The sequence below is a fragment of the Chitinophaga sp. genome (assembly GCF_035761305.1).
Lineage (GTDB): Bacteria > Bacteroidota > Bacteroidia > Chitinophagales > Chitinophagaceae > Chitinophaga.
The window spans coordinates 1-25,498 of record NZ_DASTRI010000256.1 but is presented as its reverse complement, the minus strand read 5'-3'; the positions used below and the strand labels follow the sequence as shown (position 1 = coordinate 25,498).

Genomic DNA, 25,498 nt, shown 5'->3' with positions numbered 1-25,498 from the left:
TTTCAGTTTTTTAGAAAGAGGCATTTAAAGAAAGACCAAAGCTGCGGGTGGCAGGCGGCATAAAGATGTCAACCCCTGCCAGGCCGTTACCGGTTGACATAGTTACTTCCGGGTCAAACGGCGCCTTTTTGGAGAAGTAAGCCAGGTTGCGGCCTACCAGCCCTACTTTCAGGCCCTTGATGAAATTGGTCTTTACCGGTATGGCGTAGTTCAATGCTACTTCACGCAGGCGTACCACGGTAGCGCTGTAAATATATTCGCTGGAAACACCGGTACGGCCGCCTACCACGGAATACCATTTCTGCGCATCTACGGTGCTTACTGCATTGCCGTTCGGGTCTACCCCATTCACCTGCACACCGCCGGCATCGCGCGCAGCGCCGCTGGCGGCAGATACGCCGTATTGGTCCATCATGGCCTGGGTAATGGATAACACCTTACCGCCGAATTTACCGTCAATCAAAAAGCCTAATGAAAAATCACCGTAGGTAATATTGTTGTTCCAGCCCAGCTGCCATTTGGTGTTGGCATTGCCCAGGTACACATAATCGCCGGTTTGCATAATGGGCTTGCCATCTGCGCCGATCATTACACGGCCCTGTGCATCGCGCTGCAGCGTGGTGCCGTAAATATCGCCGTAAGAGCCGCCCTTGGCAAACTGGGAGGCATAACTGGTGCCCGACTGCCCGCTGAGGGTAAAGTAAGGCACACGGTTATCCAGGTCAATTACTTTGTTATCATTTACCGAGTAGTTCAGGGCAGTGTTCCATTTCAGCTTATTACCGCGGAACACGTCGTACCCGATAGATACCTCCACGCCTTTGTTCTGGATATTGCCTGCATTAATATAAAAGCTGTTATAAAAGCTGGCCTGGCTGGCGGCTATTTCCAGCGTTTGGTTTTTGGTATTGGTTTTATAATAAGTAGCGTCAACATTCAAACGGTTATCAAAAAAGCGCCATTCCGTACCAAATTCAATGGAGTTGGTAAGCTCCGGCTTCAGTGTGGTGAAAGGCGCTTTGGGATTATATATCACCGTACCGCCCGCGCCAAAGGTATAACGGGCAGGGTTGCTCATATACGCATCCGGCGAGTTGCCTACCTGCGCAAAAGAGCCTCTTACCTTGGCATAGCTCACCGCTTCCGGCAAGGTAAGCACCTGGCTCAGGATGAAGTTCAGGCCCACGGAAGGATAGAAGTAGCTCATATCCGGCGTGAAAGACAGGTTAGAGGCCCAGTCGTTACGCGCAGTCAGATCCAGGTACACCCAATCGTTATAAGAGATATTGGCGCTGGCAAATACAGATTGCCACTGGCTGTGCTTTTCCTGCATAACGCCGGAGTTCAGCGGGTTAAACTGCTTAAAGTTCTGGATGGTGAACACGTTAGGCAGGGTTAGCCCGTCCTGGCCGGAGGCAAAGTACTCGCCGCTGGTTTTTACATCGCGGATGGCAGCGCCAACCAGGCCGGTTACCTTAAACTTGTTGATGGGAAAGTTAAAGTTGGCAATTACATCGCCATACTGCTGCGTGTTCACGCCATTGCGGTAAGTGTAAGAACCGTTTTCAGGCGCAATGGTATGGCTGGTGCCATCATACAGCTTCTGGTCATAAGTATCATTGATACGGTCAATGCTTCCTCTTGCCTGGATGTTCAGCCAGGGTTTTACATCGTACCGCACGCTGGCGTTCATGAGCACGCGGTTACGCGTAAGCGAGTTAATGTTGCGGTGCACGATCCACCAGGGGTTCTGCTGTATGTCCTCCATATAGTCCCAGTACTGGGTAGGCCGGTTAGTGGCAGGATCGAGCCGCTCGTAACCGTTTTTATACGGCAGTATGTCTGTCCCGCGGGGAAACAGGTACAGGCCTGTTAAAGGGTTGGTGTAAAAACCCGCAGTGGGCGTGTTATCGATGGTTTGCGTTACATAGTTTATATCGCCCGATACAGTTAGCTTATCATTAAAGAAACGGCCGGTTTCCTTGAATGTAATGTTGTTACGCCCCAGCTTATTGCCTGGCTCAATGCCTTTGGCGCTGGTGTTGGCGTAGGAGAAATAAGTTTGCGCCTTATCTGTACCTGCTGACAGGCTTACGGAGTTGGTCCAGTTCTGGCCCGTCTGGAAAAAATCGCCCAGGTTATCATGGCCGCCGTTGGCGGTTTTACCGCCCCAGCTTTGGGTAGAGGTATTGTCGGTACGCCCGTAGCTGTTCTGGAATTCTGGCTTTACCGCTGCCTGGTCAATCGTAAAAACAGAAGAGGCGTTTACCTGCAAGCGGCCTGCCTTACCGCTTTTGGTGGTGATCAGTATCACCCCGTTGGCGCCCTGGCTGCCGTACAGCGCTGCTGCGGAAGCGCCTTTCAGCACGGAAATGCTTTCTATATCATCGGGGTTCAGGTTGGAAATAGGATCGCCGCCATCGTAGGAGGTACCGCCGCCGTAAGAGCTGTTAGGCTGGTTGGTAACCGTGTTGTTCATGGGTACCCCGTCAATAACATACAGGGCCTGGTTGCTTTGCAGGCCTGATTTGTTGCCGCGCAGCACCACCTTGGCCGAACCGCCTACGCCTGAAGCGCTGGAGGAGATATTTAACCCGGCAACCTTACCGTTCAGGGTGTTTACCAGGTTAGAGGTTTTTACTTTGGTAAGCTCGCTGCCGTTCACCTGCTGGGTGGCATAGGTTACAGACCTTTCTGACCTTTTTACGCCCAGCGCAGTTACTACCACAAAATCTTTGAGCTTGTTTACCGCCTGCTTCAGCACAACGGCAATGTTGATGGTTTCATTGTTCACCGTGATCTGCTTTTCCTGCGGCTCATACCCTAAAAAAGAAATGGTGAGGGTATAAGTACCGGGGGCTATGTTGGCAATGGTAAAGGAGCCGTCGGCGCCGGTTTGCGCGCCGCGCTTTATTTCTTTCAGGTACACGACCGCGCCAAAAAGGGGCTGCCCGCTTTCATCTTTTACCGTGCCCTGTATAGTTTGGGGCGGTGGTGGTGCGGCCGCCGTCCCCTGCGGTTTTGCACGGATGATAATGATCTTGCCGGCTATTTCATAAGTGAGTGGTAAACCACTGAGGCAGGCCGACAGCACTTCGTCTAACGACGCATCTTTTACATTAATGTCGATATTCTTTGCCTGTTTAATCAGGTTATTATCATACAGGAGGGAAAAGCCGCTCTGGGCCTGGATGTCGGCAAACACCCGGCTGAGTGGTACGTTTTTTTTATCCAGGGTAATCTTTTGCGAGAAGCCCTTGGCGCTGATCTGTAAAATGCCAACCAGCAAAAGAAGTGTGGTCAATTTCATAACAAGAACCAGGTTGATGGCAGTAAAATGCCGTGTGGGCGGCACTTTACAATGTACCCGTAGTTTCATAACTTTGTTTGGTTTGGTTAATTAAAGTTGTTCAAGGCATCTTTACGGTTAATCCAGACTTATGGCCGGGAGTGTTCGCAGCACTTCCGGTTTTTTTTGGAAAACCCGTTTGTTGTTTGCTGTTTATTATTATGTTTTGTTGTAATTGTCCCCCCCTCTTTATAAAAGTTCCCCCATTATTATGTTCAATGCTTAACTTATAATAACCAGGCGCCGGCCTTCCATGCGGTAGTGCACCCCGCTGCTTTCCAGCGCCTTTAAAACATCTGCCAGGTAAACGTTACGGGCTATTTTACCCACGAACTCGTAATTTTTCACCGGCCCTTCATATACTACCTCCAGGTTGTACCAGCGGGCTATCTGCCGCATAAGCGTGGGCAGGTCGGCTTTGTCAAACTGGAAATAGCCGTTTTTCCAGGCCATCGCCTGCTCCAGGTCCGCATGCTTTACCAGGTTCATGCTGCCGTTCCTTTGCAAACGGGCCTGCTGTCCGGGCGCCAGTAATACCGATGCTGTGCCCTTGCTCATTTTCACTGCACCCTCCAGTAAGGTGGTGCGCACGTCTGCTTCATCGCTGTAAGCGTTTACATTGAAATGCGTGCCCAGTACTTCCACCACAGCATCGTTCACTTTTACCCGGAACGGCAGGTCCTTATTATGTGCAATCTCGAAATAACCTTCTCCGTGCAGCTCCACGCTGCGCTCATTACCCGTGAAATGATTGGGAAAACGCAGGGAGGAAGCGGCATTCAGCCACACCTTGCTTCCATCGGGCAGCGTAAGCTGGTACTGGCCGCCGGCGGGTGTGGTAATGGTGTTAAATACCGCCGCGCTGCTGTTAGCAGCAGCGGGCGGGTTATAAGCCAGTTGTCCGTTGTTCAGTTTAATAATGCGGGTATTGCCCTGCTGCGCCAGCACGCCGTTCTGCGCGCTGTCCAGCGTAATGCTGCTGCCGTCTGCCAGGGTAAGCACGGCATGGTTACCGCCGGGAGCATTGGGCAGCGGCGCCGGGTTGTTTTTGGGCGTTACCTGCGCCACGGGCTGGGGGGCAGGGCGGCGCAGCCAGTAAAAGGCGCCGGCAGCCAGCAGCAGCACCGCAGCGGCGGCGGCCATCCTTTTCAGGTAGATAATGCCGCGGCGGACAGGCATGGGGCCTGCTTCCTGCGCATCCAGCCTGGTTTCCAGCCTGCCGGCAAATTCCGGGGATATAGGCGGCAATGCTTTCCATTCCTCCGGCAGGTTGCTTAACGCCAGTATGGCGTCAAACTCCTCCGGGGAGGTTTGCTGCAGCCAGCGGGTTACCTGTGCGGCTTCTTCCGGAGAGGCCGTACCCCGGGCATACTTTTCCAGTAATGCAATGATGGTGGGCTGGTTCATGCGTAGTTACGTCAATACAGGAATAAAGACGGCTATCTGGCGCAAATGGACACCGGCAGGAAGCAATTTTTTTGAAAAACTTTTTAAGGGTTGATTATCAATGCCGCTGCTCCAGGCGCAGCTGCTGTTTAATAAAATGAATAGAGGCGTACAGGTGCTTTTTTACAGCAGAGCGGGAAATGCGGAAAGCCGCGGCGATCTCGTTCAGCGACATGCTTTGCTGCGTGCGCATAAAAAATATCAGCTGCCGGCGTTTAGGCAGCCGGGTAATAGCGTCTATGGCAGCACGCTCATATTCCTTATATATAAGTGCTCCTTCCACCGTATCAGCTGCTGCATGTTGGGCTGCGCCCAGCTCCTGGACAGCTTTAAGGCGGGTAGTTTGCTGCCGGGCCTGGTCAAACAACCGGTGCCGGGCCATAATAAACAGGTAATCCTGCAGGGAGTGAATGCCGGTAAGCGTTTCCCGGCGTTCCCACAGCTTCAGGAAAATGTCCTGTATCACTTCTTCTGCATCTGTACGGGAGCGGGTGGTAATGTGCACAAAGCGGAACAGCCCCGGAAAACAGGCGGTATAAAGGTCCGCAAAAGCCTGCCTGTCCCCTGCTGCCGCCTTCAGCAGCAGCTCCCTTACATGAGCCGTTTCAATCTTTTCACTGTCCGTTTCAGGTAACATGTTATACGAGCGCAGGTAAAATCCTGTGAAGGTACTTAAAAATAATATTGTGTACAGTCTGCCGCTCCTTTAAAACACCTTAAAATTGCAGCATACCCGGCCTTTACATTTTGCAATTAAAATTTTACATTTTACATTTTATAAGAATAAGTAACTAAATTTGCGCTCTACTATAATATTTGATTAAACTTTTATGCGTACTATTTCACTAAAAAGGGTTGTAGTTACAGGGTTAGGAGCATTAACACCTATCGGGAATGATGTAAACACTTTTTGGAAAAATATCAAGGCAGGCACCAGCGGTGCTGCGCCTATTACCCGGTTCGATACGACTGAGTTCAAGACCAAATTTGCCTGTGAGCTGAAAAACTTTGATATAGAAAAGTTCATGGAAAAGAAAGAGGCCCGCAAAATGGACCTCTTTACGCAATATGCCATGGTGGCTGCACAGGAAGCTATTGAAAATGCAGGTATTCACCTGGAGGGTATTGATAAAACCAGGATCGGTGTTATCTGGGCCTCCGGTAACGGGGGTATGCAAACCTTCGAAGACCAGATCGTGGAGTTTACAACAGGCGGCTTTATACCAAAGTTCAATCCCTTCTTTATACCCAAGCTGATCTCCGACATTGCCGCCGGGCAAATCGCCATTAAATACGGCTTTATGGGTATTAACTATTGTACGGTATCTGCCTGCGCTTCGTCCAGCAGCGCCCTGGTAGACGCCTTTAACTACATACGCCTGGGCAAGGCCAATGTAATTGTAGCCGGCGGTTCAGAAGCGCCCATTACCCGCGCAGGCATTGCCGGGTTCAACGCCCTGAAAGCCCTGAGCACCCGCAACGAAGAGCCGGCAACCGCCTCCCGCCCCTTTGATACAGACCGCGATGGTTTTGTAATGGGAGAAGGCGCAGGCGCCATTATACTGGAAGAGTACGAACATGCCGTTAAAAGAGGCGCTACCATTTATGGTGAAATGGTAGGCGGCGCCATGACGGCCGATGCTTACCACCTGACCGCTACCCACCCTGAAGGGCTGGGCGCTAAAATGGGTATGCAGGATGCGCTGAATGATGCGGAGCTGACACTGGAAGACGTGGATTATATTAACGCACACGCTACCTCTACCCCGGTGGGCGACGTGAGCGAGCTGAAAGCCATTACCGGCCTGTTTGGTGAGCACGTGAAAAAGCTGAATGTAAGCGCCACCAAATCTATGACCGGCCACCTGCTGGGCGCTGCCGGCGCTATAGAAGCCATTGCCTGCGTTAAAGCTACCCAGGAGGATATTGTACCGCCCACCATCAATACACAGGTACTGGGCGAAGGCATACCTACCGATGTAAACCTTACTATTGGTAAGGCGCAGCAGCGTAAGGTAGATGTGGCCATGAGCAATACTTTCGGGTTTGGCGGCCACAATGCCATTGTAGTATTTACAAAATTTAAAGCATAAAAATTTTTACGCCATCACTAACAGGGTGGCATACATACCGCTTTATATTCAAAAAAAGGAACGGCTGTTTACGCAACAGTCGTTCCTTTTTTTTGGCATAATTTTTCAGTATCTTTTGCATATATGTTGACTATGCACCGTTTATCCACGCTTATAACCCTTTGCTGCCTGCTCAGCATACCTGTTTTTGCCCAAAAATCCGAAGCTAATCTTACCGAAGCTAACGTACCGTCCTATACGTTGCCCGATCCCCTGAAAATGGCCGATGGCAAAACCGTTACTACTTCACAGCAATGGAACAAGATACAGCGCCCTTATATCTACCATCTTTTTGAAACCAATGTGTACGGCCGCTTTCCGCGTAAGCAGGTGCCCATGACCTTTAAGGTAACCAGTGTTAACCCTTATGCGCTGGACAGCATGGCCACCTGCAAACAGGTAACCCTGTACTTTGCAAAAGATACCAATGTCCGGCTGCACCTGCTGTTATATGTTCCCAACAAGCCCAAGGGCCGCGTACCGGTATTCCTGGGCATGAACTTTTACGGTAACCAGTCGGTAACAGATGATCCTTCCATACCCATTACCCCCCATTATACGGTAAAAGGCCCGGGCATTGTGGATAACCATGCTACAGAAGCCTCCCGCGGCTCGCAGGCCTCCCAGTGGCCGGTAAAAGATATTATCAGCCGCGGCTACGGCGTAGCCACTTTCTTTTACGGGGAGGTGGAGGCCGATAAGCCCGATGGCTGGCAAACCGGTTTCCGGACGCTGCTGAAGGACCAGCTGCAGATTGCCCCCCAGGAATGGAGCGCCATGGGCGTATGGGCATGGGCGTTATGCCGCGCGCTGGATTACCTGCAGCAGGACCGCCGGGTGGATGGCGCTAATGTAATGCTGCTGGGGCATTCCCGGCTGGGCAAGGCAGCCCTGTGGGCCGGCGCCAGCGACCAGCGGTTTGCCATTGTTATCTCCAACGAGTCGGGAGAAGGAGGCGCCGCGCTTTCCAAACGTGATTACGGTGAGAACATCGAAATAATTACCCGCAATTTCCCCCATTGGTTTGTAGCCAAATACCGCACTTATGCCAATAACACGGCCGCCCTGCCGGTTGACCAGCACATGCTGCTGGCCCTTATAGCCCCCCGCCCCCTGTACGTGGCCAGCGCCGAAGGCGACCAGTGGTCCGACCCCCGGGGCGAGTTCCTGAGCGCCCGCAATGCCGAACCGGTGTACAAGCTGTTCGGCGAAGAAGGAGTAGGTACCGGCACCTTTCCGCATGTGCAGCAGCCTACCGGCGACTTTATCCGCTACCACATCCGCTCCGGCAAACATGATGTTACGGCCTACGACTGGGAGCAATACCTGCAGTTTGCCGGTAAGCACATGGCCATGCAATAATGCCAAAAAATTTAGCCGTTGGCAAGCAATTATGGCGTAGTTTAGTAGTTTGAAAAAGTTCGTTCAAGAACTTTTAGGACTTAGCTTATGTCAAAAAAGAAGAATGCATCGGTTCCTGTGGTGCCTGTAGCTGCTGACGATAATATTGCCGTGTTTGGCGCACGGGAACACAACCTGAAGAACCTTGACCTGCAGTTGCCCAAGAACAAGCTGGTGGTAATCACCGGCATCAGCGGCAGCGGCAAATCATCGCTGGCCTTTGATACCATTTATGCAGAAGGGCAGCGCCGTTATATGGAAAGCTTTTCGGCCTATGCCCGCCAGTTTATCGGCGATATGGAAAGGCCGGATGTTGATAAGATCACGGGCCTGTCGCCGGTTATTTCCATAGAACAAAAAACCACCAACAAAAATCCCCGCTCCACGGTAGGCACCATTACAGAGATCTACGATTTCCTGCGCCTGCTGTACGCCCGTATCGGCATTGCCTACTCTTACCACACCGGCAAACGCATGACGCGCTTTTCCGAAGAGGAGATACTGGCCCACCTGTTTAAAAACTATGCTAAGAAAAAGCTGGTCATACTGGCGCCTATGGTACGCGGCCGTAAAGGCCACTACCGCGAGCTGTTTGAGCAGGTGCGCAAGCAGGGCTACCTGAAAGTGCGGGTAGATGGCGAGATACTGGACCTGAAGGAACGCATGCAGGTAGACCGCTACAAGATACACGATATTGAGCTGGTAATAGACCGCGTGCAGGTGCAGGAAGATGCCCGCACCCGCATTAGCCAGAGTGTGCAAAAGGCCCTGCAAATGGGCAAAGGCCTGCTGTTTGTAATGGATAACGATACCAATAAGGTAAGCCAGTACAGCAAGCAGCTGATGTGTGAAGATACCGGTCTTTCCTATGAGGAGCCTTCGCCCAACACGTTCTCCTTTAACTCCCCCTACGGCGCCTGCCCCCGCTGCAAGGGCCTGGGCACCATTTACCAGATCAATATGGACGAAGTGATCCCCGATTACAACGTTTCCATTAACGATGGCGGCCTGGCTCCCCTGGGCGAAGCGCGCGACACCTTTACCTTTAAACAGGTGCAGCAGCTGGCCCGTAAATACAAGTTTTCCCTCACTACCCCTATCAGCAGCATTCCGCAAAAAGCGCTGAATGTGCTGCTGTTCGGCGATGAGAACGGCAAGCTGGAAGTAGATATGGACTTTGGCAGCAACGGCAACGGTGAATATGCTACGGAATATGAAGGGGTGGTGAACATGGTACGCCGCTATTTTAACGATACCTCATCGGACTATGTACGTAACTGGGCCGAAGGGTTTATGCAGCTGAGCACCTGCCCCGAGTGTAATGGCGCCCGCCTGAAAAAGGAAAGCCTGCATTTTAAGGTAGATGAAAAGAATATTGCGGAGCTGGGAGAAATGGACCTGGATAAGCTGCAGGACTGGTTCCGGGATATTGAAAAACGGCTGGACAGCAAACAGAATGTAATTGCCAAGGATATTCTGAAAGAAATACGGGAAAGGCTGCAGTTCCTGCTGAACGTAGGGCTCAGCTACCTTACCCTCAGCCGCCCTACCCGCACGCTCAGCGGCGGAGAGTCGCAGCGCATACGCCTGGCCACGCAAATAGGCTCGCAGCTGATGGGCATTACCTACATACTGGATGAGCCCAGCATTGGCCTGCACCAGCGGGATAATATGCAGCTCATAGAAGCGCTGCAGCACCTGCGCGAAATGGGCAATACCGTGATCGTGGTGGAGCATGATAAAGATATTATGCTGCATGCCGATCACCTGGTGGATGTAGGTCCCGGCGCAGGCGTGCACGGCGGGCAAATCATTGCCCAGGGCACACCGCAGCAGGTAACAAAGCTTGATACGCCAACGGCCGGCTACCTGAACGGGCGCCGTGGCATCATCATACCCGAAGAAAGGCGGAAAGGCAACGGCAAGTTCCTGGAGCTGAAAGGCGCCACCGGCAATAACCTGAAGAATGTGAGCGTAAAGCTGCCCCTTGGTACTTTTATTTGCGTTACAGGTGTTTCCGGCAGCGGTAAATCAACGCTGATTAATGAAACGCTGTACCCCATCCTTTCCAAGCATGCTTATGACTCCAAGCTGGTGCCCATGCCCTACAAGAGCATTAAGGGCCTGGAAAATATCGACAAGGTGATTGAGATAGACCAGTCGCCCATAGGCCGCACCCCGCGCAGCAACCCAGCTACCTACTGCGGCTTCTTTACCGATATACGCCAGCTGTTTGCCCAGGTGCCCGAAGCCAAAATCAGGGGCTACAACGCAGGCCGTTTTTCCTTTAATGTAAAAAGCGGCCGTTGCGATGTTTGTGAAGGCGGCGGCATGCGCGTAATAGAAATGAACTTTTTGCCGGATGTATATGTGCACTGTGAAAAATGCAACGGGCGCCGCTACAACCGCGAAACCCTGGAAATACGCTACAAAGGAAAATCCATTTCCGATGTGCTGGATATGACGGTGGATGAGGCAGTTGAATTTTTTCAGCCGGTGAACTACATTTACCGCAAGGTAAAAACCCTGCAGGATGTGGGGCTGGGATATATTACCCTGGGCCAGTCGGCCGTAACCCTTTCCGGCGGAGAGGCGCAGCGCGTAAAGCTGGCCACGGAGCTGTCCAAGAAAGATACCGGCAAAACCATTTACATCCTGGACGAACCCACCACGGGCCTGCACTTCCAGGATATACAATTGCTGCTGAACGTGCTGAATAAGCTGGTGGACCGGGGTAATACCGTGCTGGTAATAGAGCATAACCTGGATGTGATTAAAATGGCAGATCACATTATTGACCTGGGCCCCGAAGGCGGCGGCGGCGGCGGCACCATTCTCTGCACCGGCACCCCGGAAGAGGTAAGCAACTGCAAAGACAGCCACACCGCGCGTTTTCTTAAAAAAGAGCTAAACAGTAATTAATAATGAACCATTAATAATTAATAGGACAGCGCCGTATCAGCACACTGCTTATTATATTAATTGTTCATTATTAATTATTAATTCTATTAATAGTGAAGTACTTTATCTTTTTACTGCTGCTGACAGCGGTAGCCTGCGATGATGAAACCAAGGTTTGCGACCAGGCGCTGAACACCGATGCGCACATGCGTTTTATACGTGACAGCGCCGGTGTACGACGCGATACCACCATGGGCGACGTTACCTTTTTTGCACTGGGTATGGATAGCATTTACCGCAGGCAGGCAGTGTCGGATGTATTCTTTTCACTGTCGCCCGTGGCAGACAGCAGCCTGTTTTACCTGCGGGTAGACTCTTTATCCATACCAGATACCATTACCTTCCGGTACGAGCGGCAGCCGCACTTTATTTCCCCCGGCTGCGGCTTTGCCACCTTTTTTTCGCTGGACACGGTGATCGCCACCCATAATACCATACAGTCTTTAATTATCAATCAAAAGGCAATAACTTCCACCACGAATGATACAGCGCATATTACTCTATATTTTGGTATTTAGCGGCAGCTGCATGGTGGTGCGTGCGCAGGTGAAAAAGCCGGCGCTCCCGCCTATAGACAGCAGCGCCCGGGCAGCAGATACCAGTGCGCGCAGGAACATTGCCGAAAAAAAGCAGCCTCCGCCTCCCTTACCGGATAGCGTATACGAAGTGCCGGGCGGCATCCGGGTAGGCATTGACATCAGCCGCTTTCTGCTAAAAGCATTTCAGCCTTACCGCACCGACGTTTCTTTTGCAGCGGATATGCGCATTAAAAAAGACCTGTACTTAGCTGCGGAGCTGGGCTGGCATACCACCTCCCACAGCGACAGCAACTATACCTATAAAGGCAACGGCATTTTTACCACGGTAGGGGTAGATTATAATTTCCTGCGGAAGATCAGCAATAAAGAGCGGTATATGATCTATGGCGGCATCCGGTACGGATTTGCCCACCTGAACTATGAAGCGCCCAGCTATACCATTTATGACTCTTACTGGGGCGATAAGCTGCCGGGCAGCTTCCCGAAAACCAGCATTAATGCGCATTGGGTAGAGCTGATCCTGGGCCTGAAGGCAGAGGTGCTGAAAAATTTCTTCCTGGGCTGGAGCATACGGGAAAAGATAAAGGTAAGCGGTCCTAAAAAAGATATTGCTTTTCCGCCCATTGTAATACCCGGCTTCGGCAGCGGTACCAAAGGCTCCCAGTTCGACTGGCAGTATACCGTATCTTACTGCATACCATTGAACAATATAAAAGTGCATGTGCCGCGCAAAGCACCGCCGAAGAAGCGCTAATTACGAATACGGTCAGGGCCTGATCATCTCTATGTGCGGTATATTATCTTCCAGGTACATATCGCTGCTTTGGCGGAAGCCAAAGGAACTATAAAATTCCAGCAGGTATTGCTGCGCGCCTATTTTAATAGGCTGTTTGCCAAAACGCGCTTCCAACAGCGCAATGGATTGCGCCATTAGCGCCCGGCCTATGCCGCCGCCCCTTACTTCCTTTGCAGTTACCACCCGGCCTATGGCAGCCATATCGTATTTAATGCCCGGCCCAAACAGGCGGGTATAAGCCACCAGCTTGCCGGCTTCATTATATCCCATTACATGCACCGCCTGCTGGTCTGCATAATCCATATCCAGGTAAGGACAGTTTTGCTCCACTACAAATACTTCACTGCGCAGGTGCAGCAGGGCATATAATTCTGCCGTTGTTAATGCATCAAACGTTTTTTCTACCCAGGTCATAAGCTACAGGAATGGCTCCAAAGTAAACAAAAGGCAATTAACCGGCGCAGAAAGCACACGGTATTGACCGGTACCGTTATTGCACCGGGCTATGTCTTACTTTTTTTTCAAAACTAGCGTAAAGCTTTTATAAATTTATGCCCTTTATACGAGGAACCATCAACTACTGATCATGAGTGAAAAAGGCAGGCCGTTTCTTACGCTGGAACATATTACCGTACGTTACCTGGATAAAACATTATTCACCCACCTGGACTGGGAGCTGCTGGAAGGCCAGCAGTGGGCAATTACCGGCAACAGCGGCTCCGGTAAAACTGCCTTGTTAAATACAATTGCAGGCCGCTTTAACGTGATCAACGGCGGCATTCATTATCATTTTTATGAGCAATACCGCCGGCAGCACACCATTACAGATCCTTACTTTACTTACCGCAACCTGCTGGCGCAGGTAGCGCATCATCATAATTTCCGCAACCGCAGCAATACCACGGATTTTTATTACCAGCAGCGCTTTAACAGCATGGATGCCGGCGATGCGCCCACTGTGCGCCAGTACCTGTATGGAGAAGATGCGGCCAATATGCCGGAAGATACGCTGCTGGCTCCTTTACGTATTAACGCCCTGCTGGATAAAGAGCTGATCAAGCTATCCAACGGGGAAACCCGCCGGGTAATGATCGCCAAAGGCCTGCTGCAAAAGCCCCTGCTGCTGATGCTGGATAATCCATTTACAGGCCTGGATGTACAAACCCGCCGCCATTTTATGGAAATGGTGAACCAGGTAATTGCCAGCGGCATTCATGTGCTGCTGGTTACCAGCCCCACGGAAATACCGGACAATATTACCCATGTGCTTACGCTGGATAACGGCGCTATAACCGGCAGGTATACACGGCAGGAGTTTCAGCGGCTCCCTGCCGCCGGGGCGGCGCCCGCCGCAGCCGGCCCTGTTATTGACCGGGAAAAGCTGCAGGCGCTGGTACAGCCCGCACCCCGCGCTTTCAATACCATTGTGCATATGGAAAATGTGCATGTGCAATACGGGGAGAATGTAATACTCGATAATATTAACTGGACGGTAAAGCCCAATGAAAAATGGGCGCTGCTGGGGCCTAACGGTGCAGGCAAATCCACGCTGCTGAGCCTAATTAATGCCGATAACCCGCAGGCCTATGCCAATGAGCTGTACCTGTTTGACCGTAAGCGCGGCAGTGGGGAAAGCATATGGGATATTAAACGAAAGATCGGGTTTGTATCACCGGAACTGCACCAGTATTTTCCTGCACGCAATAGCTGCCTGCAGGTAGTATGCTCCGGCTTCTTTGATATTATTGGCGCTACCCGTATGCCAACACCGGAACAAACCGCCCATGCGCAGGGCTGGATGGAAATATTGGATATAGCGCAATACAGTGCCCAGCCCTTTAAGCAGGTGCCTGAAAGCATACAACGGCTGGCCCTGCTGGCCCGCGCGCTGGTAAAAGATCCGCCCCTGCTTATTTTTGACGAGCCCTGCCAGGGGCTGGATGCGCAGCAGAAACAACACTTTAAGCAGGTAATTGATACATTGTGCGCAGTAATGGAGCTAACGCTCATTTTTGTTACCCATTACCAGGAGGAGATACCGGCTGCTGTAACCAAAGTATTGCGGCTGGAGAAAGGAAAGGCGGTGCCTTCCTGATATTCGTATATTCATTACTGTTACAAACGGTCATATTTTTCTGGTATTTTTTTAAAAAATATCAGCATTTTATGAAACCATACACCCCCCAATTACCGTAAATACCAAAACCACGAGCATTGTATTTACATTGTTAACCTTTAAATAATCCGCCATGCATTCAAATGCAAATCTGCCTTTTAATCCGTTGCAGCACATCCACCAGCTGCTAACCACGTTACCCCAGGCTGTTAAAGCCCGCATTTGTTCCGAGTGCAACTGGAGCCTGCCTACCTATTACCGCAAGGTAAAAGGCGCGCATATCAGTAATGCAGAAAAAGAAAAAATCACCTTTATTCTCTTTGATCAATTACAGCAAACCTGGCAGCGCTGCCATAACGGCAATAATCCCCCGCCGGCGCCTGCAGCAGTGCCGGCGTAAAAAGCCAGAGTTGATTATACATTTTATATTATCTTTATGCGTACCTAAACGCCTTACTGCTAATGTATCCCAAACCCAAATATGCGGTTGTTACCGCTATTTCCACCCTCCTGGTGGCGTTGTTATTGTTTCCGGCCTGCAAGCAAGCCAAAAAAGTAATGAACCCCGCATTGGCCCAATACATTGAGGCCTATACTGCAGGTATTATTTCAAAGCAAAGCACCATCCGCGTGCAGCTTACCGGCAATGTAAACGTAACGCATACACAAAATGAGCCACTGGAGGGTGGCATATTCAAATTCAGCCCCCGTATTGAAGGCAAGGCATACTGGATAGACGCTACCACCATTGAGTTCCGGCCGGATGAAAACCTGCAGCCGGGTAAAACATATAACGCCACCTTCCACCTGTCAAAAGTGACAAAGGTGCCGGATGATCTTTCTTCTTTCGACTTTGAGTTCCGTATTATAAAACCTGCTTTTTCGCTGGAAGATAACGGCCTGAAAGCAACCGATAACTCCACGCTGGATAAAATGACTTTTTCCGGCGTTATCCATACTGCAGATGTGGAAGACCCGCAGCAGGTGGAAAAGCTGGTAACAAACAGCTACAATGGTAAAACACTGCCCGTTACCTGGCAGCATAACCCGGCCGAAAAAACATCCCGCTTCACCATTGCCAACATTCCACGGGGCAACACCACGGGCAAGCTGGAGCTTTCCTGGGATGGCAAGCCCCTGGGTGTAGACGTAACGGGCAAAAAAAGCATTGAAGTGCCGGCCACCGGCATATTTAAAGTGCTGAACATACGGGCTGTATCGGAACCGGAGCAGCACCTGCTGGTACAGTTCTCTGACCCTGTTAGCGTAGCACAGAACCTGGATGGCCTTATCGGCATCAGCGGCCAGTCCGACCTGCGCTATTCCATAGAAGGCAGTGAGGTAAAGGTGTTTGCCCCCAACCGGCTGGAAGGCAATTATACCATTGCCGTAAACGAAGGCGTTATAAATATCACAGATAACCGCCTGGGCACTACCATTACCGGCAACGTGAACTTTGAGAATACGCTGCCCGCGGTAAGCATACCCGGTAACGGGGTAATACTGCCTCAAAGCAATAAGCTGGCCCTGCCTTTTGAAGCCGTGAACCTGAATGCGGTAGATGTAACCATCATTAAGATCTATGAGCAGAACATACCGCAATACCTGCAAACCAACAACCTTAACGGCGACCAGGAGCTTCGGCGTGTAGGCAAGCCCGTAGTAGAGAAAACCATCCGCCTGGATATGGATAAATCCCTGAACCTCCACAAACGCAACCGCTTTTTCCTGGACCTGGATAAGCTGCTGCGTACGGAACCAGGCGCTATTTACCGCGTTACCATCGGCTTCCGCAAAGCCTATGCCCTGCAAACCTGCAGCAGTAAAGAAGGGAATGAGGAAGACAGCGATGCTGCGCAGGATGAGGAAGATTATTACTACGGCGACGCCATAGATGAGGATGACGCCTTCTGGCAGCGCTATAACAGCTACTACCCCTATGGCTATAACTGGGAAGAAAGGAATTCCCCCTGCTCCAACTCCTACTATGCCAAGGATAAATGGGCTTCCCGCAATATTATTACCTCTAACATCGGCCTTACCGCCAAAAGAGGCAATGACAACAGCATGGTAATAGCAGTAACGGATATACGCGATACCAAACCCCTCATAGGCGTGGAGCTGGAGCTGCTCGACTATCAGCAGCAGGTCATCTACAAAACCAAGAGCGATGGGGATGGTATGGCCTCCTTTGACCTGAAGCGCAAACCATGGCTGCTGATCGCAAAAAAAGATGATGAGCGCGGGTACCTGAAGCTGGACGACGGCAGCTCCCTGCCCCTGAGCCGCTTTGACGTAAAGGGTGAAGTAGTGCAGAACGGTATTAAAGGCTTCCTGTACGGAGAGCGCGGTGTATGGCGCCCCGGCGACTCCCTGTTCCTCACATTTATCCTGGAAGATAAAGACAATAAGCTGCCGGAAAACCACCCGGTTACTTTAGAGCTGTATAATCCCAAAGGACAGCTGTATAAACGTTTAATACAGCACCAGTCGCTGAACGGGTTTTACAGCTTTATCACCGCTACCGCGCCGGAAGACCCCACCGGCAGCTGGAGCGCCAAAGTAAAAGTAGGCGGTGCAGTATTCCAGAAAAACCTGCGCATAGAAACGGTAAAGCCCAACCGCCTGAAAATACAGCTGGACTTCGGCAAAGCCGCCCTGTCGCAGAAAACCGCTACTGCAGGCACGCTCGCGGCCCAATGGCTGTTTGGCGCCACAGCGCAGCACCTGAAAGCCAAGGTAGATGTATCGCTGCGCTCACAGGCCACGCATTTTCCAAAGTTTGACGGTTATACCTTTGACGACCCGGTAACACATTTTGAAACAGAAGATAAAACCCTGTTTGAAGGCCCGCTGGATGATAACGGCACCGCACAGGTAAGCGCCAACCTTCCCCTGGGCAAGCTGGCTCCCGGGCAGCTGAAAGCCAATTTTGAGGTGAAGGTGTTTGAGCCGGGCGGCGATTTCAGCATCGACCACTTTTCCATGCCCTACAATCCTTTTGCCACCTACGCAGGCCTGCGCATACCCGAAGGTGACCGTTTAACCGGCATGCTGGTTACGGACAAGCCGCACCCCGTAAGCATTGTGAATGTAGATGAGCAGGGCCGCCTGCTGCCAGGTAACCGCGATGTGCAGGTAGAGCTGTATAAAATACGCTGGCGCTGGTGGTGGGATGAGAATGACAGCGAAGCGTTCAGCAACTTTACACAGGACAGCTATAACCAGCTGCTGCAAAAGGAAACCCTTACCCTGCATAATGGTAAAGGTGAATGGAACCTGGAGATCAAATACCCCGACTGGGGCCGCTACCTGGTAAGGGTAAAAGACCTGCAAAGCGGCCATACTGCCGGCCAAACGGTGTATATCGACTGGCCGGGATGGGCGCAGCGCATGCAAAAAGAGAACCCGGCCGAAGCGGCCATGCTGGTATTTACGTCAGACAAAACCCGGTATAATGTAGGCGATGACATTACGCTCACCATCCCCAGCAGCGAAGGCGGCCGCGGCCTGGTAAGCATTGAAAGCGGCAGCCGCGTGCTGAAAACTGCCTGGATCAAAACCGAAAAAGGACAAACCACCTACCGCTTTACCGCGGAAAAAAACATGGCGCCCAATATATACGTGAACGTTAGTTTGCTGCAGCCGCATGCGCAAACCGTGAACGACCTGCCCATCCGCATGTACGGCACCATTCCCATTGCTATATCAGACCCTAACACCATACTGCAGCCGCAGGTAAAGCTGCCGGCTACGCTGCGCCCCGAGCAGGAAGCTGCCATCACAGTGTCGGAAGCCAAAGGCAAAGCCATGACCTACACCATTGCAATTGTAGATGAAGGCCTGCTGGATCTCACCCGCTTTAAAACACCCGACCCTCACAGCGCATTTTATGCACGGGAAGCACTGGGCGTAAAAACCTGGGACCTGTTTGATTATGTAATAGGCGCCTGGGGCGCCGACATGGACCGCATTTTAAGCATAGGCGGTGATGAAGGGCTTGACCGCAGCGCCGGCACTGCCAAGGCCAACCGCTTTAAACCCGTGGTGAAATTCATGGGACCTTTTTACCTGAAAAAAGGGCAATCCCAAACCCACCGCTTTAAGCTGCCGCCTTACATTGGTTCCGTAAAAGCCATGGTGGTAGCGGGGCAGGAAGGCGCATACGGCATGACAGAAAAAACAGCTGCCGTTAAAAAGCCGCTCATGCTGCTTACCTCCCTGCCGCGTGTGCTGGGGCCTTCAGAAACTATTCAGCTGCCCGTTACCGTGTTCGGGCTGGAAAATAATATCCGCAACGCCACTGTTACCCTTAATACAAGCAGCCTGCTCGAAGTAGTAGGTGAAAACAGCAAAACCGTTACCTTCTCCCGGCCCGGGGAGCAAATGGTATATTTTGATGTACGGGTAAAACCGCAGGTAGGCGTAGCCAAAGTAAAGGTAACCGCCAGCAGCGGCAGTGAGCGGGCAGAGGAAACTACTGAGCTGCAGGTGCGCAATCCCAACCCGGTAATTACCAACACGCTGGAAAGTACGGTAGAAGGGCATAGCGCGTGGAGCACCGCATTCAGCCCGGTAGGCATGTCCGGCACCAACACCGGTACGCTGGAAATATCCACCATACCGGCGCTCAACCTGGCCAAACGACTCAATTACCTGGTACAGTACCCGCACGGCTGTATTGAGCAAACTACCTCCGGCGTATTCCCGCAGCTGATGCTCAACCAGCTCACGGATCTTACATCCGGCCAGCAGGCGGAAATAGATCATAACATCAAAGCCGGTATTAACCGCATTAAAGGCTTCCAGGCATCGGACGGCGGTTTTAGCTACTGGCCCGGTGAAGGACAGTCGGACGAGTGGGGCACCAACTATGCCGGCCACTTCCTGCTGGAAGCGCAGGCCAAAGGCTATGCGCTGCCTCCCGGCCTGCTGGATCAATGGAAAAAATACCAGCGTAACAAAGCCAATACCTGGGCGCCCGGCACTTATAACTTTTATGGAGGAGATCTGATACAGGCATACCGCCTGTACCTGCTGGCGCTGGCCAAAGTGCCGGAACTCGGCGCCATGAACCGCCTGAAGGCGTTCCAGTATTTATCCGTAGCAGCCAAATGGCGGCTGGCAGCGGCTTACCGTCTGAGCGGGCAGCCGGAGGTAGCCAATGCGCTGGTTAAAAATCTGCCCACAACAGTAAAACCTTACCACCAGCTGGGCGGCACCTTTGGTTCTGACCTGCGCGATAAAGCCATGATACTGGAAACCTTAACGGCTATGGGCCAGCGCGCAAGCGCCGGGGAGCTGGTAAAACAAATAGCCGCGCTGCTGTCGCAGGAAAGCTGGTACAGCACGCAAACCACCGCCTATTGCCTCATTGCTATTGCCAGATACTGCGGCAGCAATGCCAACGGCAGCAAAATGAGCTTTACCTACCAGCTGAATGGCACCAAAGGCAGCGTAAACAGTAATTCATATATCACACAAATACCGGTAACCTTTACAGGAGCGGCAGGCAATGTGAGCCTGCAAAACAACGGGCAGAATGTGCTGTATGCCCGACTTATCCTGCAGGGGCAGCCCGAAGCAGGCCAGGAGCCGGTAGCCGGGCATAACCCGGATGTGCTGGATGTGCAGGTAAAATACAGCACCCGTAACGGCAAACCGCTGGACCCTGCCAGCCTGCACCAGGGCACGGATTTTATGGCCACTGTTACCATCCGCAACCCCGGCAAGCGCGGGTATTATGAGCAGATGGCCCTGAGCCAGATATTCCCCTCCGGCTGGGAAATACTGAATACCCGCCTGCTGGAAAGCGACAGCGCATTTTCACAGTCGCCGTTTACGTATATGGATATACGTGACGACCGGGTATATACTTACTTTAACCTGGAGGAGAATAAAACCCATACGTATAATGTGCTGCTGAACGCCGCTTACCTGGGCCGCTATTACCTGCCGGCCACTACCTGTGAAGCCATGTATGATAATAACATCCATGACTTTGCGCCGGGTAAATGGATAGAAGTAGTTAGATAATTACGAATGGGCAATTACGAATTGGGCGGTGAATGTATTGTTTGGTGCTTAACGCCCTGAGCGTCCTGCATGCAATCGTAATTGATAATTCGTAATTGAATAATTCGTAATTAACTATGCTGTATTGGATAACAAGAAAGAAATGGTGGCTGCTGGGCATTACAATACTGCTTATTGCCTACTATTTGCTGTTACCGGCCAGGCTGTTCAAAGCGCCCACCTCTTTTGTGATAGAAGATGCAGGCGGCGAGCTGTTAAGCGCTACCATAGCCGCCGACGGGCAATGGCGGTTTCCTGCAGGCAATACGGTGCCTGAGAAATTTGCGAAGTGCATTATTACGTATGAGGATAAACGTTTTTATTACCATTGGGGGGTAGACCCGCTGGCGCTGGCCCGCGCCGTTAAACAAAACCTGGGCCGGCACAAGGTGGTGAGCGGCGGCAGCACGCTTACCATGCAGGTTATACGCCTGTCGCGCAATAAATCCCGCACCCTTTGGCAAAAGCTCATAGAGGCAGTGCTGGCCACCCGGCTGGAGTTTGCCTGTTCCAAAAAGGAAATACTGGCGCTGTATGCCGGCAATGCGCCTTTCGGCGGCAACGTGGTAGGCCTGGAGGCCGCTGCCTGGCGGTATTATGGCCGCAGCCCGGAGCAGCTTTCCTGGGGCGAAACAGCTGCACTGGCAGTACTGCCCAACAGCCCGGCCCTGGTACACCCCGGCCGCAACCGGCAAATGCTGCGGGTTAAACGTAACCAGCTGCTGGATAGGCTGTACCAGCAGCATTATATCGACAGCCTTACCTGCCACCTGTCCAAGCTGGAACCCCTGCCTGCACAGCCTTTGCCGCTGCCGCAGTGGGCGCCGCACCTGCTGGACCGCTTCCGGCAGGATTATGCCCGGCAAAAACAATCCGGCAGCACCCGCATCCGCACTACGGTAGAAGCAGGCCTGCAGCGCAGCGTAACCAATATCATTGCCCATTACCAGCGGCAGTACCAGGCCAATGGCATTAACAATGCAGCGGCCCTGGTGCTGGATGTGGAAACCGGCAATACCCTTGCTTATGCAGGCAATATTTACCAGCCCGATAACCCCGAGCTGGAAAGCCATGTAGATGTGATACAGGCGCCCCGCAGTCCTGGCAGCACGTTAAAGCCGGTGCTATATGCCGCTATGCTCAATGACGGGCTGCTGCTGCCCCATACGCTGGTGCCGGACATTCCCACACAGATCGCCGGCTACACCCCGCAGAACTTTGACCTGGGGTATGATGGCGCGGTACCGGCTTCACAGGCGCTGTCGCGCTCCCTGAACATACCTGCCGTACGTATGCTGCAGCAATACCGCTATGAACGTTTTCACGCCCTGCTGAAACACCTGGGCATTACCACGCTTACCTATCCTGCAGATCATTATGGCCTGTCGCTGATACTGGGTGGGGGCGAAACCACGCTATGGGAAATGAGCGGCATGTATGCCAGCATGGCCCGTACCCTGCTGCACCTGGATCAATACAAAGGCAAATATGACCCCGACGATATACATGCGCCCAACTATGTTAAAGGCATACACCGCCCCTCCCGGCATAATCTCACTGCTGCCGGCGTGCTGGATGCAGGCGCTATATGGTACGCCTTTCAGGCGATGGAGGATGTAATGCGCCCCGGTGAGGAGCTGTTATGGCAGCAGTTTTCCTCTTCACAGCGGGTGGCCTGGAAAACCGGCACCAGCTTTGGCTTCCGGGATGGATGGGCTATTGGCGTTACCCCGCAGTATGTAGTGGGCGTATGGGTAGGCAATGCCGACGGCGAAGGCCGCCCGGGGCTTATAGGCGTAGCCACCGCTGCGCCGGTGCTGTTTGATATATTCCGTTTACTGCATACCAGCGGCTGGTTTGCAACGCCCTATAGTAAGCTGCGCAAAATAGCGGTATGCCGGCAAAGCGGCTACCGCGCCGGCGATGCCTGCCCCGACCAGGACAGCTTATGGGTGCCGGCAGCAGGGTTAAGATCGGGTGTGTGCCCCTATCACCAGCTTATTCACCTGGACCATACCGGTAAGTGGCGGGTAACTGCCAATTGTGAACCGCCGGCGCTGATGCAGCACAAGTCCTGGTTTGTACTGCCGCCCGCTATGGAGTTTTACTATCGTACCAAAAATAATTACCTGCCCCTGCCGCCGTATAAGCCCGAATGCCTGGCTACCCTCAGCCAGGATAAGGCGCCGATGGAGCTGATATACCCGCGTCCCAACGCCCGCATATTTGTACCGGTTGAAATAGACGGGCAGCCCGGGCAAACCATTTTTACCGCAACCCACCGCAATGCCGGTGCACACATTTACTGGCACCTGGATAATCATTATATGGGTACTACCACAACGTTTCACCAGATGGCGCTGCACCCCGCACCAGGCAGGCATACCGTTACCCTGGTAGATGAAAATGGAGAAGAAATAACCGTAAATTTTGAGATACTGGGGAAAAAATAGATGTGCAGAGCAAATGTGCAAATGTGCAGATAATTGAAATTGTGGATGTATAGATTGAGGTGAAATAAATGTGCGGATATGCAAATGTTTAGTTCACAAGATGAACGCGTCTACACCTCATCTGCAAATTTGCATATCTGCACATCTACCTCCCCATCTGCACATCTGCATCAGTAGCCGTATTTTTCTTTCCACATCGCTTTCAGGTACCGGCGCAGCTCCTCTTCCCGGGCGTTTTTCCCCGGATCGTATAATTTGGTGCCGGCTATTTCATCCGGTAAATATTCCTGTGCGGAAAAATTGTTTTCGTAGTCATGCGAATACTTGTAATTTTTTCCGTAGCCCTGTTCCTTCATTAACTTCGTAGGGGCGTTACGGATATGCAGCGGCACCGGCAGGTCGCCGGTTTGCGATACAACGGCCTGCGCATTGCCAATAGCCATATAAGCCGCGTTGCTTTTGGGTGAGGAGGCCAGGTAAGTAGCACACTGGGAAAGAATAATGCGCGCCTCCGGGTAGCCGATCAGGTTCACTGCCTGGAAGCAGCTGGTAGCCAGCAGCAGCGCATTGGGGTTGGCATTGCCGATGTCTTCGGACGCCAGTATCACCATGCGCCGTGCAATGAACTTTACGTCTTCTCCGCCGGCTATCATACGCGCCAGCCAGTATACCGCGCCGTTAGGATCGCTGCCGCGGATAGATTTAATGAAAGCAGATATGATGTCGTAATGCTGTTCGCCCGCTTTATCATAGATGGCTATGCGCTGCTGCGCAATATCCATTACCTTTTTATCGGTGATCACTACCGGGTCCTCATCTTCCTGCAAGGTATCTACCACCAGCTCAAACAGGTTCAGCAGCTTGCGCGCATCGCCCCCGGAGATATTCAGCAGGGCGGCAGTATCTTTAATTTCAATATGCTGTTCGCGCAGCCACACATCCTTTTCCATGGCCTGCTGCAGCAGTTGCCGCAGCTCCGGCTCGCCCAGGGGTTTCAGCACATACACCTGGCAGCGGGAAAGTAAGGCGGCATTTACCTCAAACGAAGGGTTTTCGGTAGTAGCGCCAATGAGCGTGATAATACCCTTTTCCACGGCGCCCAGCAGCGCATCCTGTTGTGATTTATTGAAGCGGTGTATTTCGTCAATGAACAATACGGCATGGCCCTGTTTACGGGCCACTTCTATTACTTCCCGCACCTCTTTTACCCCGGCGGAAATAGCGCTGAGAGTATAAAAAGGCACTTCCAGCGTATGGGCAACAATATTGGCGATCGTGGTTTTGCCTACACCTGGCGGGCCCCACAGGATCATTGAAGGTATTTTACCCTGCTGCAGCGCCTTACGCAAAATGCTTCCCTGCCCGGTCAAATGCTCCTGCCCTACCAGTTCATCTAGCGCTGCCGGTCTTAAACGTTCCGCTAAAGGCTCCATAATGTATAGTATTAAAAATAATGATCAGCACCGGCTACTGCTTGCGTTCCTGCCAGTATTTCAGAAAAGAAAAAGATAAAGCGCAGTTCACCAGCACGCCGGCGGCATGTATTACCAGCACAATTACCAGGCCGGTCATCAGATTACGCATGGTATGCGCGCTGGGTACCGGCTGGTTTTTAGGCAGCTGCTTCATGGCATCCTGCAATATTTCATTCATATGCGCCAAACCGTAAATGCCATTGGTAATTAACATTACCGCGTAAAAAATAGCCATGAACCCCATAATGCGGATGCCGCCCGGTGTATTGGCCTTTAACGGCCTGGAAGGATCTTTGAGGCTTTGCTGCAGCGATAAGCTTAGTACGCTGTGTATCACTACCGCACCGGTTAACAACATAAATATCAGCACCGGCGATAAAGCTGCGGTAAACATTAATGCAAATAACATCATCAAAACAAAAAAACCGGCTACCAGTAAGCTGATAACACTGAGAAACCTGAATAATCCAAACTTTGCAGACATGTGTACCCTTTTTATATTTACAAACCTAGCTAAAATTACCCGACGGTCAACCGGCCATCAAATTTTCCTCCCCGGCAACCGGCAATTCATTAAATAATAGTTAATTCGTGTAAATTTAAACACTAAACCTGTTTCCTTATGAACAAAACACATGCTGTAAAGCTACTGATACTGGCTGCTGTAATAGGTACGGCCGCCTGTAATTCAGGTACTTCAGAGCAGGTGGCCGCCGATTCAACCAAAGTGCCCGCCTATGATCTGAGCTCCATTG

Annotated in this window: 15 protein-coding genes; 9 read left to right on the top strand and 6 right to left on the bottom strand. The window is 51.9% G+C overall.

All coding sequences use genetic code 11. The features are described from left to right. Positions 1–10: 10 nt before the first annotated feature. The 3 genes from VFS25_RS21360 to VFS25_RS21350 all read right to left on the bottom strand — a co-directional run bounded on the left by VFS25_RS21360 (position 11) and on the right by VFS25_RS21350 (position 5,432). Entirely contained in the window at positions 11–3,310 is a 3,300-nt protein-coding gene (locus VFS25_RS21360; protein ID WP_326464214.1) for a SusC/RagA family TonB-linked outer membrane protein, read from the bottom strand. Between the two features lie 261 nt (positions 3,311–3,571). Next, positions 3,572–4,756, bottom strand: a complete 1,185-nt coding sequence (locus tag VFS25_RS21355) for a FecR family protein (protein ID WP_326464213.1) — start codon at positions 4,754–4,756, stop codon at positions 3,572–3,574. 97 nt (positions 4,757–4,853) lie between these two features. Continuing rightward, positions 4,854–5,432, bottom strand: a complete 579-nt coding sequence (locus VFS25_RS21350) for an RNA polymerase sigma factor (RefSeq protein ID WP_326464212.1) — start codon at positions 5,430–5,432, stop codon at positions 4,854–4,856. Positions 5,433–5,625: 193 nt separating this feature from the next. On the opposite strand from VFS25_RS21350, the gene fabF reads away from it, so the two are divergent. The 5 genes from fabF (at position 5,626) to VFS25_RS21325 (ending at position 12,582) form a co-directional block, all read left to right on the top strand. Then, entirely contained in the window at positions 5,626–6,888 is a 1,263-nt protein-coding gene (gene fabF / locus VFS25_RS21345) for a beta-ketoacyl-ACP synthase II (RefSeq protein ID WP_326464211.1), read from the top strand. Positions 6,889–7,020: 132 nt separating this feature from the next. Continuing rightward, the gene (locus tag VFS25_RS21340) at positions 7,021–8,289 is read left to right on the top strand and encodes a hypothetical protein (protein ID WP_326464210.1); all 1,269 of its coding nucleotides are present in this window, start codon (positions 7,021–7,023) and stop codon (positions 8,287–8,289) included. 87 nt (positions 8,290–8,376) lie between these two features. Further along, the gene (gene uvrA, locus VFS25_RS21335) at positions 8,377–11,250 is read left to right on the top strand and encodes an excinuclease ABC subunit UvrA (protein ID WP_326464209.1); all 2,874 of its coding nucleotides are present in this window, start codon (positions 8,377–8,379) and stop codon (positions 11,248–11,250) included. 92 nt (positions 11,251–11,342) lie between these two features. Continuing rightward, a complete protein-coding gene (locus VFS25_RS21330; protein ID WP_326464208.1) occupies positions 11,343–11,807 on the top strand; it encodes a DUF6452 family protein in 465 nt (154 codons plus the stop codon). Further along, complete coding sequence (locus VFS25_RS21325) at positions 11,770–12,582, top strand: DUF6048 family protein (RefSeq protein WP_326464207.1); 813 nt, start codon at positions 11,770–11,772, stop codon at positions 12,580–12,582. The genes VFS25_RS21330 and VFS25_RS21325 overlap by 38 nt, the downstream gene beginning before the upstream one ends. A gap of 12 nt (positions 12,583–12,594) precedes the next feature. On the opposite strand, the gene VFS25_RS21320 is transcribed toward VFS25_RS21325, so the two are convergent. Next, on the bottom strand, positions 12,595–13,038 hold the full coding sequence (locus VFS25_RS21320) for a GNAT family N-acetyltransferase (protein ID WP_326464206.1): 444 nt from the start codon (positions 13,036–13,038) through the stop codon (positions 12,595–12,597). A 172-nt stretch (positions 13,039–13,210) separates the two neighbouring features. On the opposite strand from VFS25_RS21320, the gene VFS25_RS21315 reads away from it, so the two are divergent. From VFS25_RS21315 to pbpC, 4 genes are all read left to right on the top strand, one after another. After that, a complete protein-coding gene (locus VFS25_RS21315) occupies positions 13,211–14,719 on the top strand; it encodes an ATP-binding cassette domain-containing protein (RefSeq protein WP_326464205.1) in 1,509 nt (502 codons plus the stop codon). A 154-nt stretch (positions 14,720–14,873) separates the two neighbouring features. Next, complete coding sequence (locus VFS25_RS21310) at positions 14,874–15,140, top strand: hypothetical protein (RefSeq protein WP_326464204.1); 267 nt, start codon at positions 14,874–14,876, stop codon at positions 15,138–15,140. 62 nt (positions 15,141–15,202) lie between these two features. After that, positions 15,203–20,776 (top strand): alpha-2-macroglobulin family protein, encoded by a 5,574-nt coding sequence (locus tag VFS25_RS21305; RefSeq protein ID WP_326464203.1) that lies wholly within the window; start codon positions 15,203–15,205, stop codon positions 20,774–20,776. 116 nt (positions 20,777–20,892) lie between these two features. Beyond that, positions 20,893–23,268 carry a penicillin-binding protein 1C gene (gene pbpC, locus VFS25_RS21300; RefSeq protein WP_326464202.1) on the top strand — a complete coding sequence of 792 codons (2,376 nt, stop codon included), beginning with the start codon at positions 20,893–20,895 and terminating at the stop codon, positions 23,266–23,268. Positions 23,269–23,438: 170 nt separating this feature from the next. Here pbpC and VFS25_RS21295 read toward each other — a convergent pair whose 3' ends face one another. Next, positions 23,439–24,701 carry a replication-associated recombination protein A gene (locus tag VFS25_RS21295; RefSeq protein WP_326464201.1) on the bottom strand — a complete coding sequence of 421 codons (1,263 nt, stop codon included), beginning with the start codon at positions 24,699–24,701 and terminating at the stop codon, positions 23,439–23,441. A 34-nt stretch (positions 24,702–24,735) separates the two neighbouring features. After that, positions 24,736–25,227 carry a hypothetical protein gene (locus tag VFS25_RS21290; RefSeq protein ID WP_326464200.1) on the bottom strand — a complete coding sequence of 164 codons (492 nt, stop codon included), beginning with the start codon at positions 25,225–25,227 and terminating at the stop codon, positions 24,736–24,738. Between the last annotated feature and the right edge of the window lie 271 nt (positions 25,228–25,498).